At 70.6% G+C, this 14,511-nt stretch carries 13 protein-coding genes and 1 riboswitch; of the genes, 9 read left to right on the forward strand and 4 right to left on the reverse strand.

Annotated elements, in window-relative coordinates; translation table 11 throughout:
• Position 1: 1 nt before the first annotated feature.
• From pafA to ACG83_RS11645, 8 genes are all read left to right on the forward strand, one after another.
• Entirely contained in the window at positions 2 to 1,360 is a 1,359-nt protein-coding gene (gene pafA, locus ACG83_RS11610) for a Pup--protein ligase (protein WP_054566134.1), read from the forward strand.
• A gap of 189 nt (positions 1,361 to 1,549) precedes the next feature.
• Positions 1,550 to 2,185 carry an FKBP-type peptidyl-prolyl cis-trans isomerase gene (locus ACG83_RS11615; RefSeq protein ID WP_054566135.1) on the forward strand — a complete coding sequence of 212 codons (636 nt, stop codon included), beginning with the start codon at positions 1,550 to 1,552 and terminating at the stop codon, positions 2,183 to 2,185.
• A gap of 85 nt (positions 2,186 to 2,270) precedes the next feature.
• Positions 2,271 to 3,425: a YafY family protein gene (locus ACG83_RS11620; RefSeq protein ID WP_054566136.1), complete on the forward strand. Its 1,155-nt coding sequence runs from the start codon at positions 2,271 to 2,273 to the stop codon at positions 3,423 to 3,425.
• Positions 3,422 to 4,387, forward strand: a complete 966-nt coding sequence (locus ACG83_RS11625; protein WP_054566137.1) for a YafY family protein — start codon at positions 3,422 to 3,424, stop codon at positions 4,385 to 4,387. The genes ACG83_RS11620 and ACG83_RS11625 overlap by 4 nt, the downstream gene beginning before the upstream one ends.
• Complete coding sequence (locus tag ACG83_RS11630; RefSeq protein WP_054566138.1) at positions 4,387 to 4,608, forward strand: hypothetical protein; 222 nt, start codon at positions 4,387 to 4,389, stop codon at positions 4,606 to 4,608. Before ACG83_RS11625 ends, ACG83_RS11630 begins: the two co-directional genes overlap by 1 nt.
• A gap of 423 nt (positions 4,609 to 5,031) precedes the next feature.
• Positions 5,032 to 5,310, forward strand: a complete 279-nt coding sequence (gene tatA / locus ACG83_RS11635) for a Sec-independent protein translocase subunit TatA (protein ID WP_054566139.1) — start codon at positions 5,032 to 5,034, stop codon at positions 5,308 to 5,310.
• Between the two features lie 209 nt (positions 5,311 to 5,519).
• The gene (gene tatC, locus ACG83_RS11640) at positions 5,520 to 6,545 is read left to right on the forward strand and encodes a twin-arginine translocase subunit TatC (protein ID WP_054566570.1); all 1,026 of its coding nucleotides are present in this window, start codon (positions 5,520 to 5,522) and stop codon (positions 6,543 to 6,545) included.
• A 54-nt stretch (positions 6,546 to 6,599) separates the two neighbouring features.
• Positions 6,600 to 9,539, forward strand: coding sequence for an RNA helicase (locus tag ACG83_RS11645; RefSeq protein ID WP_054566571.1), 2,940 nt, complete (start codon positions 6,600 to 6,602; stop codon positions 9,537 to 9,539).
• Between the two features lie 58 nt (positions 9,540 to 9,597).
• On the opposite strand, the gene ACG83_RS11650 is transcribed toward ACG83_RS11645, so the two are convergent.
• Genes ACG83_RS11650 through ACG83_RS11665 form a run of 4 tightly spaced genes read right to left on the reverse strand, consistent with a single transcriptional unit; the run spans position 9,598 to position 13,900 of the window.
• Positions 9,598 to 10,833, reverse strand: a complete 1,236-nt coding sequence (locus ACG83_RS11650; RefSeq protein WP_054566140.1) for an ABC transporter ATP-binding protein — start codon at positions 10,831 to 10,833, stop codon at positions 9,598 to 9,600.
• A gap of 15 nt (positions 10,834 to 10,848) precedes the next feature.
• Positions 10,849 to 11,691 (reverse strand): carbohydrate ABC transporter permease, encoded by an 843-nt coding sequence (locus tag ACG83_RS11655; protein ID WP_054566141.1) that lies wholly within the window; start codon positions 11,689 to 11,691, stop codon positions 10,849 to 10,851.
• Positions 11,688 to 12,575 carry a carbohydrate ABC transporter permease gene (locus tag ACG83_RS11660; RefSeq protein ID WP_054566142.1) on the reverse strand — a complete coding sequence of 296 codons (888 nt, stop codon included), beginning with the start codon at positions 12,573 to 12,575 and terminating at the stop codon, positions 11,688 to 11,690. Before ACG83_RS11660 ends, ACG83_RS11655 begins: the two co-directional genes overlap by 4 nt.
• Entirely contained in the window at positions 12,572 to 13,900 is a 1,329-nt protein-coding gene (locus ACG83_RS11665; RefSeq protein WP_369812873.1) for an ABC transporter substrate-binding protein, read from the reverse strand. Before ACG83_RS11665 ends, ACG83_RS11660 begins: the two co-directional genes overlap by 4 nt.
• A 211-nt stretch (positions 13,901 to 14,111) precedes the next feature.
• Positions 14,112 to 14,188: riboswitch (cobalamin riboswitch) on the forward strand.
• A gap of 53 nt (positions 14,189 to 14,241) precedes the next feature.
• Between ACG83_RS11665 and ACG83_RS11670 the strand changes: the two genes are divergently transcribed.
• Positions 14,242 to 14,478: a CbtB-domain containing protein gene (locus ACG83_RS11670; RefSeq protein WP_054566143.1), complete on the forward strand. Its 237-nt coding sequence runs from the start codon at positions 14,242 to 14,244 to the stop codon at positions 14,476 to 14,478.
• The last annotated feature ends 33 nt before the right edge of the window (positions 14,479 to 14,511 follow it).

Below are 14,511 nucleotides of genomic sequence, written 5' to 3' on the forward strand. Positions count from 1 at the left end.
CGTGGATCGCCGCATCTTCGGCCTGGAAAACGAGTACGGCGTCACCTGTGTGTTCCGAGGGCAGCGGCGGCTGTCTCCGGACGAGGTGGCGCGGTACCTGTTTCGGCGTGTCGTGTCCTGGGGGCGCAGCAGCAACGTGTTCCTGAAGAACGGCGCCCGGCTCTATCTGGACGTCGGTAGCCACCCGGAGTACGCCACTCCCGAGTGCGATTCCGTGCCGGACCTCGTCACGCACGACAAGGCCGGTGAACGCATCCTGGAGGGCCTTCTCGTCGAAGCCGAGCGCAGGCTGCGGGAGGAGGGCATCGCGGGCGACATCCATCTGTTCAAGAACAACACGGACTCGGCCGGGAACAGCTACGGCTGCCACGAGAACTACCTCGTCGGCCGGCACGGGGAGTTCAGCCGGCTGGCCGACGTGCTGGTGCCGTTCCTGGTCAGCCGCCAGATCCTGTGCGGTGCGGGCAAGGTGCTGCAGACTCCGCGTGGCGCGGTCTACTGCATCTCGCAGCGCGCCGAGCACATCTGGGAGTCGGTGTCCTCGGCGACAACCCGTTCGCGGCCGATCATCAACACCCGCGACGAGCCGCACGCCGATGCGGAGCGCTTCCGTCGCCTGCACGTCATCGTCGGTGACTCGAACATGAGCGAGACGACGATGCTGCTCAAGCTCGGCTCGACCGACCTCGTGCTGCGCATGATCGAGGCTGGTGTGGTGCTGCGGGACATGTCGCTGGAGAACCCGATCCGGGCCATCCGCGAGGTCTCGCACGACATGACCTGCCAGCGTCGGATCAAGCTCGCCAACGGCCGCGAGGTGAGCGCGCTGGACATCCAGCGTGAGTACTACGCGAAGGCGGTGGAGTTCGTCGAGCGGCGCGGCGGGGATGCCGTCGCGAAGCGGGTTCTCGACCTGTGGGGCCGTACCCTGCTGGCCATCGAGACCGAGGATCTGGAGCTTGTCGCCCGGGAGATCGACTGGGTGACGAAATACGTGCTGATAGACCGGTTCCGGCATCGGCACGGCCTGCCGTTGTCGTCGCCGCGGGTCGCCGAACTGGACCTGAAGTACCACGACATCCACCGCGAGCGCGGGCTCTACTACCGGATGGAGCGGGCCGGTCTGGTCGAGCGGGTGTGCCGCGACCTCGACATCTTCGAGGCCAAGTCGGTTCCGCCGCAGACCACCCGGGCCCGGTTGCGTGGGGAGTTCATCAAGCGGGCGCAGGAGAAGCGGCGCGACTTCACGGTGGACTGGGTCCATCTGAAGCTCAACGACCAGGCGCAGCGCACGGTGCTGTGCAAGGACCCGTTCCGCTCGGTCGACGACCGGGTGGACAAGCTGATCGCGAGCATGTAGGCGCGAGCAGCCCAGGGCGTTCGGCGCGGCCGGGGTGTTCTGCCGCAGCCAGGTCGCGGGTGGTCGGTGTGTGGTCCTCTACAGTCGTCTGCACATGTGCAGCCAGCTCGTCCGGAGCGTGGCGCCGAACGCGGCGGCGGTGTTGCCTGCCGTGCCGGCGTCCCGCGCAAGCAGAGGATCTCAGTTTCCGTGACCGTTTTCTCCCGTGACGTCGCAGCCCGTCATCGTCGCCGGCTGATCGGCCTCGTTCTCCCCGCCGTGCTGCTGGTGCCGATGGCCGCGTGCAGCTCGTCGGACGCCCCCGACGGAACCAAGGCCGCTCCGATCGCGGCGCCGTCAGCGGCGGCGACCGCGGTCGGGGAAGGTACGCCCGCGGTGGAGAACGCCACCGACCTCAAGCGCAAGCCCGTCGCGGCGGCCGGCGAGGGCGAGGCGCCGTCCGAGCTGGTCACCAAGGACCTGGTGGCCGGCGACGGCAAGGTGGCGAGCGCGTCGAGCACCGTCACGATCCACTACGCCGGCACGATCTGGAAGACCGGCAAGCAGTTCGACGCGAGCTGGGACCGCAGCACCCCCGAAACGTTCCCGCTGCAGAACACGGTGACCGGTTTCGGCCAGGGCATCGCCGGGATGAAGGAGGGCGGTCGGCGCCTGATCGTGATCCCGCCCGACCTGGGCTACGGTCCGATGGGCGGCCAGCCGGCGGCGGGGATCGAGGCCGACGACACGCTGGTGTTCATCGTCGACCTGCTCGCCGTGGGCAGCGGCGACGCCACCGGCGGCGGCTCCGGGGGCGCGGCGGGCTCGACCTCCGGGCAACTGTGAGTAGCAGGCGTAGCTGACGATCGGCGTGGTCATCGCGGCAGGCCGGTTGCCGAGATCACACCGAGTACCGCTAGCCTGATCAGATGTGTCCCGCCGACGGCTGGAGCGCCTGCTCAATCTGACGATGTGCCTCATGGCGACATCGCGTTTCCTCACCGTGTCCCAGATCGGGGAGATGGTGGACGGCTACGAGCCGGGGGAGTCGGAGGAGGCCCGGGAGGCGTTCCGCCGGATGTTCGAGCGAGACAAGCAGTCGCTGCGTGAGATCGGCATCCCGGTCGAGACCGGTTCCGACTCGGCCTTCAGCGACGAGCTCGGCTACCGCATCCCGCGCGGCGACTATGCGCTCGGCGAGATCCCACTGGATCCCGACGAGTTCGCCGCGCTGGCACTTGCGGCCTCCCTGTGGTCCAGCGAGGCACTGGCCGCGCCGGCGGCGAGCGCGCTGCGCAAGCTCGCCGCCGCCGGGGCGCCGGTCCGTCCCGCGGCGCTGCGCGGGCCGGACCCGCTGGCTGTCTCCTCCGGGCCCGCGGCCGGGTTCGACGCGGCGGACGGCCTGGGCGGCCTCGGGTCCACCGACGGGTTCGCGGGGTTCGAACCGAGGGTCGACGCGACGGAGCCGGCGTTCGAGGCCGTGCTCGCCGCCGTCCAGGCCAGGCGTGAGGTGCGCTTCCCCTACCGCCGCCCTGGTCAGACTGAGGACACGGAGAGGCACCTGCAGCCCTGGGGCGTGTTGTCCTGGCGTGGCCGCTGGTATCTGGTCGGGCACGACCTGAACCGGCAGGCGTCGCGGGTGTTCCGGCTGTCGCGGGTGACCGGCCCGGTGCGGGCGGTCGGCCCGGCCGAGGCGTTCACCGTGCCACCCGAGGTGGATCTGCGGGCGATGGTGTCCGCGACGGAGCCCACCGAACCTTCCCGCACAGCCCTGCTGTGGGTCCGGCGTGGCTGTGGCCATGCGCTGCGCCGCCATGGGCGTCCCGCGGGGCCTGCTCGGGCGGCGGCAGCGGAGCGGGTGGGCCGCCTCCCGGGCGGTGATCTTCTGGAGGTCGAGTTCTCCGATCTGGAACGCTTCGCCCGCTGGGCGGTCGGCTATGGTCCCGACGTGGTCGTTCTCGAGCCGGCGGATCTGCGCGGTGAGGTCGTCCGCAGGCTGCGGGCCACTGTCGCGGCGACAGCACTGCCAACGCCGGCGGCATCGCCGGTGGCCCGTGCGGCGGCGGTGGGAACCGGGCCCAGGTGAGCGGATCGGTGGATCGGTTCAGCCGCCTGCTCGCGCTGGTTCCGTGGCTGCGGGCCCACCCGGGGGTGTCGCTGGAGGACGCGGCGAGCGAGTTCGGGATCACGGAGCGCCAGCTCCGCGCCGACCTCGACCTGCTGTTCGTCTGCGGGCTTCCCGGTGGTGCTCCGGGCGACCTCATCGATGTGAGCTACTCCGGGGACCGGGTGACCGTGGTCGACCCGCAGACCCTTGACCGGCCGCTGCGGCTGTCGGCCGACGAGGCCATGGCGCTTCTCGTCGCTGCCCGGGCGCTGACCGACGTGCCGGGGCTGACCGGCCGCGAGGCCCTCGACCGGGCGGTGCGCAAGGTGGAGGAGGCCGTCGGTCACGAGTCGGCCCGCCATGTGCGGGTGGCGCTCGACCCGCACGACGAGGTGCTCGCGGTCCTGCAGGAGGCGATCCGCCTGCGCCGTCGGGTGCGCCTGCGCTATCTGGTCTGGGCCCGGGACGAGATGACCGAGCGGGAGGTCGACCCGATGCGGGTCCTCGTGCGCGGTGGCTACTGGTACCTGGAGGGCTGGTGCCACCGGGCGTCGGCGGTGCGTCTGTTCCGGCTCGACCGGATCGATGGCCGCGCGGGCGTCGACGTCCTGGAGGTCGCCGCGCAGCCGCCGCCGGACGCGACCCCCCGGGACACCGCCGAGGGGGTGTACCAGCCGGGGCCGGACGACATCCCGGTCCGGCTCGACCTCGATCCGCGGGCGCGCTGGGTGGTCGACTACTACCCGGTGTCCCAGGTGTGTGACCTGCCCGACGGGGGGGTCAGCGTGGTGCTGCGGGTGGCCGACCTGGCGTGGCTGAGCCGGCTGGTCCTCGGCCTCGGCGAGCTGGTGCGCGAGGTGGCGCCGGCGTCGGTCGCCGCGAGCGTGAACGAGCTGGCGGGCCGCGCGCTCGCCGGGTACGGCGACGAGATCATAGGGTGATGGGTGTGCCTCTGCTCCTCGTACATCTGGTGATGATCTTCGGCTCACTCGGCGTGCTGGCGCTTTGTGCCCTGCGGCTGTGGAGGCAGATCAAGGCGACGAAATCCGCGGCCTTCGAGTTGAAGGACCGCGCCGCCGACCTCGGAAACAAGGTGTCGGAACTGACCGAGCGCCTGGAATCCGTGGATGTCGCCGCCCGGCTGGCGGCCAACGCGAGGTGAGGAGGCCGGCGGCCAACGCGAGGTGAGGAAGTCGACTTCGGTGGTGGCCGCGCCAGGTTTCCGGATGGCGACGCCGGGTGATGGTGTGGTGGTGGGGCTCGCTGTATGGCTTCGCAGGGTCATTGCGTCACGGCGGTCCGGCACCGAATGCCGGCCGGTATCCGTCGGTGATCGACCGGAGGGTGGGTCGCCCGAGGTTGGCAGCGCGCGACAAACCGTGGTCGGAGTGTCCTGGATGCCCTGCGTCGGCGGTCCGGTTTGTAGCGGAAAGTGCCGGTGAGGCAGCTCATCATCTTCGCGTTGCGAAGACGTCACCTGCGGGATACCCGGTTACTGTCTATCGCTTCCTAGGCTGACCGACGTAGCATCGACCGCACCGGTCTCCCGACCGCACCGGCATTTGCATTTTGGAGGACGCCTGCCATGCCCAACCTTGGCACGACCGAGATCATCATCATCGCGCTGGTAGTCATGGTGCTGTTCGGCTCCAAGAAGCTTCCCGACGCCGCCCGTTCCTTCGGCCGGTCGCTGCGCATCTTCAAGGCTGAGACGAAGGGCCTCCGCGAGGACGACGCCCCGGCCCCGGCCACCGCGGCCCCCGCGGCGCAGCCCGTCGCTCCGCTCCCGATCGAGAGCCGCCCCGTGGTCACTCCGGCCACCTCGGTCAACGGCGCATCGCCGGTCGACGCCGAGCGCCGCTGAACGATGCCGGTGCGGTCCGGGCCGTCAGGCCCGGACCAGCTTGCCGATCGGTCCGCGCGCTGGCCGGCCCGGCGTGCGCACATCGGCGGATTCTCCGTCTGAACCCTCACGGAGCGGTGGCGGCGAGCTGAACGACAGCGTCGCCCCGATCATCCGTGGTGAGCCCGTCCGTACGAACCATCGCCCTCATCGAGCAGGAGCCTCAGCCCGTGCCACGGTTGCCAACGCCGCGCACCCTCGCCTCGTCGGTGAACCAGCGGCGCACCCGCACGGTCGAGGACAGCAGGATGCCTCTCACCGAGCACCTGCGAGAGCTGCGGAACCGCCTGGCCAAGGCGCTTCTCGCCTTCGGCGTCGCGTCGATCGTCTGCTTCATCTGGGAGCCGAACATCTTCCAGTGGCTGATCGACCCGTACTGCTCCCTGCCAGCGGACAAGCGCGGTGACTTCGGTGGCGGCGACGGGTCCTGCAACCTGTACTTCTTCGGCATCCTGGATGCCTTCACCATCCGGCTGAAGATCTCGATGCTCTCCGGTGCCGTGTTCTCGGCCCCGATCTGGCTTTACCAGCTCTGGTCGTTCATCACCCCCGGTCTGCACCGCAACGAGCGGCGCTGGTCGCTGACCTTCGTCCTCGCCTCGCTCGTCCTGTTCGCCGCCGGCGGCTTCTTCGCCTACATCACGCTCCAGACCGGCCTGAAACTGCTGCTCGGCTTCGGTGGCGACGGTCTTGTCAGCGTCCTGGACGGAAGCAAGTACCTGAGCTACGTCTTCGCGATGCTGCTGGTCTTCGGGCTGTCGTTCGAGGTGCCGCTGCTCATCACGATGCTGAACCTCGCGGGCCTCGTCACGACCGCGAAGCTGCGCTCCTGGCGGCGGGCCGAGATCTTCCTGGTGTTCGTCTTCGCTGCGGTCGTGACGCCGAGCCAGGACCCCTTCACCATGCTGGCACTGGGCCTGCCGATGATCATCCTCTATGAGGTGGCGCTGATCATCGGGTGGGTCAACGACCGGCGCAAGATCCGCCGGGGTGACACCTCGCCGTACGCGGACCTGGCTGACGACGAGGTCTCACCGCTCGACTTCGACGACACCAGGGCGGACCGTACGACCAGCACGGGCAGCCGGGGTGGTGGGGCCGCGGCCGGCTCGGGCAGCGGGTTGAACGTCGACACGGTGGTGGCCGGTGCCGCCGGTGCGTCCCCCGCCGACAACCTCCACGGCGACGTCACCTGATTCCGCCGAACACCCACTTTTTGCGCCACGCCCAGGCGGCGTAGGGTGAGCAACGTGTCCTCCGCGCCTGGCGCCGTCGAGGAATTCGCGGCCCGGTATCCCTTCGGGCTCGATCCGTTCCAGTCCGAGGCCGTCAACGCCCTCGCCCAGGGCGAAGGTGTGCTCGTGGCCGCGCCGACGGGCGCCGGCAAGACGGTCGTCGGCGAGTTCGCGGCGCACCTCGCGCTCGCCACCGGCACCCGCTGCTTCTACACCACGCCGATCAAGGCGTTGTCGAACCAGAAGTACGCGGATCTGGTCGCCCGCTACGGTGCCGACTCGATCGGCCTGCTGACCGGCGACACGTCGCGCAACGGCGACGCCCCGGTGGTCGTGATGACCACCGAGGTCCTGCGCAACATGCTCTACTCCGAGGCCGCGGGCAGCGGCCGGCTCGACGCGCTCGCCTACGTGGTCATGGACGAGGTCCACTACCTCGCCGACCGCCAGCGGGGCGCCGTGTGGGAGGAGGTGATCATTCACCTTCCTCAGCACGTGCGCCTGGTCTCCCTCTCGGCGACGGTCAGCAACGCCGAGGAGTTCGCCGAGTGGCTGGTCACCGTCCGGGGCCACACCAGGGTGATCGTCAGCGAGCATCGCCCGGTGCCGCTCTACCAGCATGTGCTCGCCGATCGTTCCCTGCACGATCTCTTCGTCGATCGCTCCTCCGGGGCGCGTGCCACGGCCTCCGACGGCCCGGTCTCCGGTTCTGACGCGCGCACCACGACCACCCCGGACAGCCCCGACGCCCCCGTGGCCGGGAGGCGTGCCGCGAACCGGGCCGCCGCCGCGGAGCGGGTAACGCCGGGCGGCCCGCGGTCGAGTGACTCGGGTGGCCAGGCAGCGGGCGGCCGGGTGGTCAACCCGGACCTGCTCAGGCTCGCGCGCGAGGAGTCACAGTCCGGCTACGAGCGCGGCCGCGGGCCCCGCTCCTCGCGGGCCGGCCGGCCGGGTGGCGGTGGTGGCGGCGGTAATGGTGGCGGTCGGCGTCGTTTCGGGCCCCCGAGCCGCCCGGACGTCGTGATCCGGCTCGACCGGGCTGGTCTGCTCCCCGCGATCGTGTTCATCTTCAGCCGGGTCGGCTGTGACGCCGCGGTGAACTCCTGCGTCCAGGCGGGCCTGCGCCTGACGACATCCGACGAGCGGCGGGAGATCAACGCGCACGTGCGGGCCCGGACGGCGGGCATTCCGCAGGCCGACCTCGACGTGCTCGGCTACTGGCAGTGGCTCGACGGGCTGGAACGCGGCATCGCCGCCCACCACGCCGGCATGCTCCCCACCTTCAAGGAGGTGGTGGAGGAGCTGTTCGTCCGCGGGCTGGTCCGGGCCGTGTTCGCCACCGAGACCCTCGCCCTGGGCATCAACATGCCGGCTCGCACCGTCGTGCTCGAACGCCTGACGAAGTTCAACGGCCAGACCCGCGCGGACATCACCCCGGGGGAGTACACCCAGCTCACCGGGCGTGCCGGGCGACGAGGGATCGACGTCGAGGGCCATGCGGTGGTGCTGTGGCAGCCCGGGCTGGACCCCCTCGCCCTCGCCGGCCTCGCGTCGACCCGTACCTATCCGTTGAAGTCGTCGTTCCGGCCGTCCTACAACATGGCGGTCAACCTGGTCGGGCGGCTCGGTGCGCAGCGCGCGCGGGTGGTGCTCGAGTCGTCGTTCGCGCAGTTCCAGGCGGACAAGGCGGTGGTGGGGATCGCCCGTGCCGTACGCCGCAACCAGACCGCGATCGAGGAGCTGACCGCCGCGCTGGACTGCGACCGCGGTGCCGTCGCGGAGTACGACGAGCTGCGTCGCCAGATCCGGGAGCGGGAGAACAACCTGTCCCGTGCGGGCACGGCGCGCCGGCAGTCCGAGGTGGCCGAGGCGTTGGCGAAACTGCGCAGCGGGGACGTGGTGCGCGTTCCGTCGGGGCGGCGCGGCGGCCTTGTCGTGGTGCTGGACGCCGGGCTTGACACCGGGTCACCGGAAGGGCCCCGGCCGGTCGTCCTCACCGTGGACCGGCAGGTCCGGCGGCTGTCGATGATCGATTTCCCGGTCCCGGTGGAGCCGCTGGCGCGGGTGCGGATCCCGAAGTCGTTCAACCCCCGCTCACCGCAGGCCCGCCGCGATCTGGCCTCGTCACTGCGCAACACCCGGCTGCCCGAGGAGCCCGGCCGGCGGGAGCGGATGCGGTCGCTGGCGGCGGACGACACCGAGCTCGCCCGGCTGCGCCGCGCCATGCGGGCCCACCCCGTGCACGACTGCCCGCAGCGTGAGGCCCACCTGCGTTCCGCCGAGCGCATCGACCGGCTGCGCCGGGAGACCGCCGGCCTCGAACGCAAGGTCGAGGGGCGGACGAACACGGTGGCCCGAACGTTCGACCGGGTCCGGGACACCCTCGCCGAGCTCGGCTACCTCAGCGCCGGCGGCGACTCCGTCACCGAGGCCGGGGCGATGCTGGCACGGATCTACACCGAGCAGGACCTGCAGGTCGCGGAATGCCTGCGCACCGGGGCGTGGGAGGGGCTGACGCCGCCCGCACTGGCCGCGGCCGTCTCGACGCTGGTGTTCGAACCGCGTGGCGACGATGTCGCGGCTCCCACGTTGCCCGGCGGTGCCGCCCTGCAGGAAGCCCTCGCGGACATGGCGAACATCTACACCCGCCTGAGCATGGTCGAGGACGATCACCGGCTGGGCTTCCTCCGCCCACCGGATCTGGGTTTCGTCGCGGCAGCCTTCGGGTGGGCGTCGGGCCGTGGGCTGGAACGGGTGCTCTCGGAGGCCGGCACCGAGCTCACCGCCGGCGATTTCGTCCGCTGGATGCGTCAGCTCCTCGACCTTCTCGACCAGATTGCGCAGTTGGCGCCGAGGTTCATGGCGGGCGAGAGCGGGGCCGGGGTGGGCAAGGCCGCCCGGGACGCGATGGACGCGATCCGCCGCGGAGTGGTCGCCTACTCGATGTCGACCTGAGCGCACATCGGGCCCGTGCGGAGTCGGGCCCGTGCGTGCGTCGGGGCCGCGCGGACTCTCAGACCCGGGGCGCGGTGAGGTTGGCACCGCTGACCGGGTCGAACAGGTGGAGCCGGGTCGTGTCCACCCACAGCCGCACCGGCTCGCCCTCGGCCGCGCGGCTGGCCGCGTCGAGCCGCGCCACCAGTTGCGTGCCGGCGCCTGCGGGCAGGGGCGGATCGGTGCGCAGATCGGCGGGTAGATCGGTGCCCAGCGCCACCGGGCCCGCCCAGGACGAGTAGACGTACTTGTCGGAGCCGAGGGACTCCACGACCTCGGCGTGCACCGTGCACCGTGCGCCACCGCGGTCGGCGGGGACGAGGGCGGCGTCCTCGAAGTGCTCGGGACGGATCCCGCACACGAGTGGGCGCTCACCCGACGGCCGTGCCGCCCGGCGCAGCCGGTCCAGCCGGTCCAGCAGCCGCCCGTCGTCGGGCTGGCGTCCGTCATCAGGCTGCGGCCCGTCCAGCCGCCACTCGCCCAGGGGAGTGCGCAGCGTGCGGCCGTCGGCGGTGAGGGTCACCGGCAGGAAGTTCATCGCCGGCGAGCCGATGAACCCGGCCACGAAGATGTTCACCGGCGCCGAGTAGAGCTCGCCCGGGGGAGCGATCTGCTGGATGCGTCCCGCCCGCATGACCGCCACCCGGTCGCCGAGCGTCATCGCCTCGGTCTGGTCGTGGGTCACATACACGGTGGTTGTTCCGAGGCGGTTCTGCAGCCGGGAGATCTGGGTCCGGGTCTGCACGCGCAGCTTCGCGTCCAGGTTCGAGAGGGGTTCGTCCATGAGGAAGGCCTGCGGCGAGCGGACGATCGCGCGGCCCATCGCCACCCGCTGGCGCTGCCCGCCGGACAGCGCGGCCGGCCGGCGTTCGAGGTGCTCGGTCAGGCCGAGGATCCGTGCCGCCTCCTCCACCTTGCGGGCGATCTCGATCTTCGGCCTCTTCGCCAGCGACAGCGCGAACCCCATGTTCTGCCGCACCGTCATATGCGGGTACAGCGCGTACGACTGGAACACCATCGCGATGTCGCGATCCCTCGGCGACAGCCGGTTGACGACCTTCCCGCCGATGCGCAGCTCGCCGGCGGAGATGTCCTCCAGCCCGGCGATCATGTTCAGGGTGGTCGACTTCCCGCATCCTGACGGGCCGACCAGGATCAGGAACTCGCCGTCGGCGATCGTCAGGGTGACGTCGTCGACCACGACCCGGCCGTCGGCGAAGCGCTTGCTCACATGATCCAGAACGATGTCGGCCATGACCGGTGCCAACCCCTAGCCCTTCACCGCGCCGGAGGTCAGCCCGGCGACGATCCGTCGTTGGAACAGCAGAACGAAGACGATGATCGGGATGGTGATGACCACGGCCGCCGCCGCGATCGACCCGATCGGCTGGGCGAACTGCGACGCCCCGGTGAAGAAGGCGATCGCCGCCGGGGCGGTGCGGGACGACTCGGTGGACGTCAGCGAGATCGCGAACAGGAAGTCGTTCCAGCAGAAGATGAACACCAGGATCGCGGTGGTCACCGTCCCGGGCGCCGCCAGCGGGGCGATCACCCGGACGAAGGTCTGCGCCGGCGTGGCCCCGTCCATCGCGGCGGCCTTCTCCAGGTCCGGCGGGATCTCCCGGAAGAACGTGGCGAGGGTGTAGATGGCCAGCGGCAGCGAGAACGTCAGGTACGGAACGATCAGCCCGATCCAGGTGTCGAAGATCCCGAGCTGGCGCCACAGGTTGAACAGTGGGCTGACAAGGGAGATCTGCGGGAACATCGCGATCAGCAGCGCCAGCCCCACCAACGCCCGCCGCCCCGGGAAGCGCAGCCGGGCGATCGCGTACGCGGCCAGGCCGCCGATCCCGACGGCGAGCAGGGTCGAGATCAGTGCGATGCCGAGTGAGTTCACCAGCGCCCGGGTGAACAGCGACTGCGTGAAGATTCCCCGGTAGTTCGCCAGTGTCCAGTCGGTGGGCACGAGACGGCCGTCGCCGATGGACTCCGGCGTTTTGAACGACAGGGACACCAGCCACAGCAGCGGTACCAGCGACAGGACGACGACGACCGTGTTCGCCGTCACCCAGCCCAGCAGGGCCCGGTTTCCGGCTGCCGGGTCGCTGGTCAACGGTGGTCCGTTTCCTGGCCCGGCGCCGCCGTCCCGAATCCCCGGATGAAGACGACGGCGATCAGCGCGACGACTCCGAAGATCAGAACGGACAGCGCGGAGCCGACGCCGAGGTTCAACGCGGTGAACAGGTTGTCGTAGCCGAGGATGGACACCGAGCGGGTGTCGTGGGCGCCTGCCGTCAGCACATAGATGTCGTCGAAGATGCGGAAACCGTCCAGAGTGCGGAAAAGCAGCGCCACCAGGATCGCCGGCTTCATCAGCGGCAGCGTCACCCGGCGCAGCCGCGCCCACGCCCCGGCTCCGTCCACCCGCGCCGCGCGCAGCAGCTCCTCGGGAACCAGCGCCAGCCCCGCGAGCAGCAGCAATGCCATGAACGGCGTCGTCTTCCACACCTCCGCGAGGATGATCACGGCTACGCCCCAGGTCTGCGAGGTCAGGGGCGCGGCGTCCCCGAACAGGCCGGCCAGGTAGCCGGTGCCCGGCGTCCAGGCGAAACGCCAGCCGAAGGCGGCGACCACGGTCACGATGCCGTAGGGGATCAGGATGACTGTGCGTACCAGGCCGCGGCCAACCAGCGTCCGGTGCATCAGCAGCGCCAGCGCCAGGCCCAGCACGAACTCGATCGCCACCGAGACCACCGTGATGATCATGGTGATCTTCAGTGCCTGCCACCATAGCCCGCTCGACAGCACCGTGCCGTAGTTCGCCAGCCCCACGAACGCCGTGTCGGCGGGGAAGCGCAGGTCGTACCGGCGCAGCGACAGATAGACCGCATAGCCGATCGGATACGCGGTGACCAGCAGGATCACCAGCGCCGCCGGCGCGCACAGCAGCCAGCCCGACCGCCGCTCGGCCCGCGCCCGCGGCGACAGCCCGCTCAGGGGACCAGCCCCTTCGACTCGAGCGCGTCGGCGATCGCGGTGCGCAGGCCGTCGATCCGCCCCACCGAAGCCGACCGTGGCGGCGACAGGGCGTCGGAGATCTGCAACGACACGGTCTGGTACGCCGGGGTCCGCGGTCGGACGCTCGCGTTGCGCAGCGCCTCACCGACCGCGGCGGCGAACGGGTAGCCGTCGAGCAGCGCCCGGTCGGTGTAGAGGGCCTCCAGTGTGGGCGCCAGCCCGCCCCTGATCGCGGTACGGATCTGGTTGGACCGGCCGCGCAGGCATTCGATCGCCCGCCGGGCCAGGCCGGGATGGGCCGAATAGGAGCTGACCGCGAGGTTGTAGCCACCGATGGTGGGATGCGACGGCTGCCCGGCGACGAGGCCAGGCCACTGCGCCCAGCCGATCTCGGGCACCAGGCCAGGCGCGTTGTGCCGCGCCGACGGATAGACGAACGGGTAGTTGAGCTGGAACGCCGCCGCCCCGCTCTCGAAGACCAGCCGGTTGTCGTCCTCCCGCTGGTTCGACCAGGACGGGTCGGCCGCCGGTGAGTCCGCCAGCGCCCGGATTGCCGCCACCGCCTGCGCCGCCGGTGCGCCCAGCGTTACCTGAGAGCCGTCCGCGGAGAGGATCGAACCACCCGCCGAGGCCACCAGCGTGTTGAACAGGACCGTCAGCCCCTCGTACTGGGCTCCCTGCACCTCGACGAGGTGCGGCCTCCCGCGCGCCGCGAGACCGCGGGCCGCCGCGAGCATCTCGTCCCAGGTCCGCGGGGGAGTGGGAACCAGGTCCTTGCGGTACCACAGCAGCTGCACGTTGGTGTTCAACGGCGCCGCGTAGAGGTGGTTCGCCCAGGTGCCGGTGCGGGTCGCGACCGGGAGCGTGCCGGTGGTGATCCGCTGCGCGGTGGCGTCGTCGAAGGCCTCGATCCACCCGGCCTCGGCGAACTCGGGCGTCCAGGTCACGTCGAGGGCGAGGATGTCCATCGAGGTGTCCTCGGCGGCCAGCCTGCGCACCAGCTGCTGGCGCTGGCCGTCGGCGTCGTTCGGCAGGACGTCGATACTGATCCGGTAGGCGCCATCCGAGGACTCGGTGCAGTCCGCCGCCGCTGCCGCGAACGACCCGGACGACTCGTTGTAGACGTACCAGTGCAGGGCCGGTGGACCGCCGGCCGGCCGGCTCCCGCAGCCGGCGATGAGCAGCGTCGCCGAGCCGACCACCACCGAGCCAGCGGCTGCCGTGCGGACCGCTGCCGAGCGGAGCAGCGCTGCGTGGGCCGGCCGCACCAGCACCGAGCGGGCCGACCGCGCGTCCAGCGTCACCGGCCCAGGCCGCCTTCTCGGGAGCACAGTCCCTCCTTCCTGACGGAGATCAGAGTGCTACCCGGCGCGGCCCCATGCCCGGATTTCGGGTGAGAAGAGTTGCGTGCCGATCACGGCCGGCGTTGTGACTTGGAACAGACAGGTGGAACTCACCGTTGACGGTGCGTTCGGAAATCTCGTAGCCTGACTGCCGATAGTCGTGATGTTGACAGGAAGCCGGTGAGATTCCGGCGCGGCCGCGCCACTGTGACCGCCTGGGGGGATTTCCCTCATGGGTGGAAGCCAGACCCGATTCGTCACGTAACAACCAGTGGGACGCGTGATCCCTGGGAGGTCCTCGCATGGCCGAGTCTGTTGTTCCCTCGTCTGTTGTTCCCGCTCCGTCAGTCGGCGGCGCGCGGCCGCTCCAGCTTCCGCTGCGTGAGATCGCTCCGTGGGCTGTGCTCACGGGCGTGCTCATGCTGCTCGTGATCTACTTCGTCGGGTCCGAGGAGGGCGCCTTCTCGATGGTGGGCGGCACCTGGATCCACGAGTTCGTGCACGATGGTCGGCACCTGCTCGGTTTCCCCTGCCACTGATCCGCCTCGGCCCGCGGAGCATTCCGCGCTGAC

Source organism: Frankia sp. R43 (genome assembly GCF_001306465.1).
Taxonomy (GTDB): domain Bacteria; phylum Actinomycetota; class Actinomycetes; order Frankiales; family Frankiaceae; genus Parafrankia; species Parafrankia irregularis.